Source organism: Fluviicola sp. (assembly GCF_030151805.1).
Taxonomy (GTDB): domain Bacteria; phylum Bacteroidota; class Bacteroidia; order Flavobacteriales_D; family Crocinitomicaceae; genus Fluviicola.
Genome location: NZ_JASLCN010000158.1, coordinates 1 through 3,032, shown reverse-complemented (window position 1 = coordinate 3,032; position 3,032 = coordinate 1). Strand labels below are relative to the sequence as shown.

The following is a 3,032-nucleotide window of genomic DNA, read 5'->3' as shown; positions in this document are numbered from 1 at the left end:
CAATTCCACCGAAGGAAATCCCAATTAAAATTGGATTGGACTCCTTTACTTGTTCGGAAAGCTGTTTGATGTAGGATTCGAAGGATTGTTCCGGATCAACGGATTCCCAGGGAATGAAAACCGGTTTGTATGCTCCGAAATCAATGTTGTCAAACACCCGTTCGTCAGCACCTAAGCCGGATAAAATATAACAAACGGGTTTTTCCATGTGGAAAAGTTAAGTAATTAGTTGTTTTCCGAACGAAATCCGAGCTTGTAGGAGATTCCGAGACGCAGATCGGTGGTGTTTGTGTATGTATTGAGAATTCCTGAGTAATTACAAGCTTCCAATGAAAAAAGCCATCGTTTTTTGATTGGAACGGCAACTCCGATTCCCCCGGCAAAACCAAAATCCCATCGATACCGGAACTCGATATCTGGCTCATAATACTCATATTTTCCATATTTGTATTCTTCAATTCGATCTCTTAGGAGGTAGCCAAAATACGGGCCCAAGGAGGCAAAGAAATGGACTTTTTTTCCAAAAGTGAACCTGGCTAAAAAGGGAATGGTCAAATAATCTAAATAGCTCGTGAATCTTCCTGTTTGATACTTGTTTCCATAAATGGTGAAAAAAGTACCGGAAGGTGTCAGACTTCCTTTTCGTTGATAAGAGATTCCGGTTTTGAACGAAAATAGTTTTTTGCAATTGTATTGAAAGGTGAGGCCGCCGGAAATTAATACGATTGGCTGTATGTTCCGTTGTTTCATCCCTTCTTGTAAAATAATACTCAAATTAGGGCCTGCGTCAATGCCAATGTTGTATTTATTGCTTTGAGCCAGAATGGGAGTGATGCTTTCAATTGAAATAAAACATACTAGAAATAAGAAGCGATACATTAGGTGTGATTTAGTTAGTATTTTTTTAAGAAATAATGAAAACAGGAGAATCCGGAGAACCTGAATTACTCCGCATAGAACCCCAGCTTATAAGCAACTCCAACACGCAAATCGGTTGTGTTTGTCAACCATTTAGTTATACCGGATTCAGCGAGATCCGTCAAACCAGAATAATTGCGTGCTTCAACAGAAATAACCCAGTACGTTCTGATTGGAATGGCAATTCCTACTCCGCTCGCAATTCCAAAATCCCAGCGATTAAACCCGCTGTGTTTTAAGTCTTCCGTATAAATGGTTTCCTGTTTGTTGATTTTCATTCGATCCGTTTTAGACAGGAGATATCCGGCATAAGGTCCGGCGTTAACAAAGAAACTGACCTTTTTTCCAAAACTGGCTTTCACCAAAACAGGGAAAGTGAGGTAGTCAAAACGGGAACTTGTTTTTCCTGTTCCGATAATGTTTCCGGAGGCATCGGAAAAAACGGTGTTACCTGATTGATATCCTTTTCGTTGATATGATAGTCCGCTCTTAAGTGAAAGAAAGTTTTTGAAGTTGTATTGAAAAATAAAACCTCCCGAACCGAAAATTGCCGGATTCGGATCAAAATCAAATGCCGGGTTGCTACTGCTGACCAACATCGTACTCAAATTCGGTCCACCTTCCAGACCAAGATCAAACATGCTGTTTTGGGCATACAGGTCGGAATGATTTCCGATTGAGATCAGTGAAAAGATGATTAAGAAACGTTTCATAGTATTGTTCAATAAGAATATGAAGTAAAGTAACGAATTAAAACCAGAATATTGTTTGCAGAAGAGAATCAAAAGATAAAATTTGGAACAAAATCTGATTTGTTTTTAGTTCTTTGAACTTCTTCGGGATATTATTTATTCTCTTTTTCCGAAGCAATAGTTCAGCCCTACAAGCCCTATCAGGCTAAAATTGCGAATATTGGAATTACTGGAACTGTGTTTTGAATGATAATACAAGTAGGTGAGCCCTTGATTGTAGCGGAATTCGACAAGAAGTTTGAAATGTGAAGATAAATAAGCAGAAACTCCCGTGCCGAAAGTTGCACCTGCTTCATAACGCATAAATATCTGTGAATAATTATAAAAGTCGCTCTTGGGATAAGTTTTGGAAACCTGACTTAAATAGCTGATATAAGGGCCGAATTGAAAAAAATACTGCACTTTCTTTCCGAAGTGAAATTGACTGAGGATTGGTAAGGTGAAATAATCCAGGTCGAGAATTGTTCTGGAGCTGGGGGAGTTATTGGCCTGGTCGATGGCTCCTTTTCTTTCGGAGTTGAATTCCGTTCGCAGCGAAAAGTGACCTTTGGTGTTCCATTGGTATCCGATTCCATAATAAAAACCGGAATTTGGTCTGTTGTATAATTTTGAAGCGTGGTATCCGTTGAAGTGGGATAAAGAAGCTCCTCCGTGAATTCCAATTTCGTGTTTGGATGTCTGAGCCGCTGTGTAATGGTTAATTCCGGTTGATAAAACCAGAGCAATAAGGGTGATTTTTAGATTCATACGATTTCGTTTATGTAGCAATTGGTCAATCTAAAAAGCCCAAAAAAGATTGTTTTTCCGGGCTTTTTTATAAATGATGATACAAAAAACGAGCCAGACTAATTCCAGTTTAGCCTGTGATCGCTTGTTTAGTGATGATGTCCGTGTGCGCCATGAGAATGCCCGTGAGCAATTTCTTCAGCCGTTGCCTGGCGAACTTCAAGGATTGTTCCCTGGAAAAATAAATCTGTTCCAGCCAATGGATGATTGAAATCCATGGTTACATTTTCCGAAGTAATCTCCAGAATAGTTCCTCTTAAATGATTTCCCTCGTTATCTGTCATAGGCAAAATTGCTCCCACTTTGATCTGTGTTTCGTCTATCTTTCCTGACTCATCAAAAAATACGGAAACCGGGATAAGTGCTACATGATCGTCTTGCTTATCACCGTATGCTTCTGCAGAAGGGATGGAGAATTCAAACGCGTCACCTGCTTTCAAACCATGAATGTTCACTTCGAATGCAGGAATAATACGCTCCACTCCATACAAGAATTCCATGGGTTGATTTTCAGATGTTTCCTCAATTTGTTCACCTGTTTTGTGATTGGTCAACTTGTAATGCAAGGAAACCACC

Annotated in this window: 4 protein-coding genes and 1 pseudogene; all 5 read right to left on the bottom strand. The window is 39.5% G+C overall.

What is annotated here, in order from left to right:
* Positions 1-208 (bottom strand): annotated as a pseudogene (locus Q1V93_RS05965) (alpha/beta hydrolase); the annotation flags it as partial.
* A gap of 17 nt (positions 209-225) precedes the next feature.
* Positions 226-879 (bottom strand): porin family protein, encoded by a 654-nt coding sequence (locus Q1V93_RS05960; protein ID WP_300662773.1) that lies wholly within the window; start codon positions 877-879, stop codon positions 226-228.
* A 65-nt stretch (positions 880-944) separates the two neighbouring features.
* Positions 945-1,631 carry a porin family protein gene (locus tag Q1V93_RS05955; RefSeq protein ID WP_300662771.1) on the bottom strand — a complete coding sequence of 229 codons (687 nt, stop codon included), beginning with the start codon at positions 1,629-1,631 and terminating at the stop codon, positions 945-947.
* A 135-nt stretch (positions 1,632-1,766) separates the two neighbouring features.
* A complete protein-coding gene (locus tag Q1V93_RS05950) occupies positions 1,767-2,417 on the bottom strand; it encodes a porin family protein (RefSeq protein ID WP_300662769.1) in 651 nt (216 codons plus the stop codon).
* A 128-nt stretch (positions 2,418-2,545) separates the two neighbouring features.
* A partial coding sequence (locus Q1V93_RS05945) for a peptidylprolyl isomerase (protein ID WP_367183771.1) occupies positions 2,546-3,032 on the bottom strand: 487 nt, incomplete at its 5' end.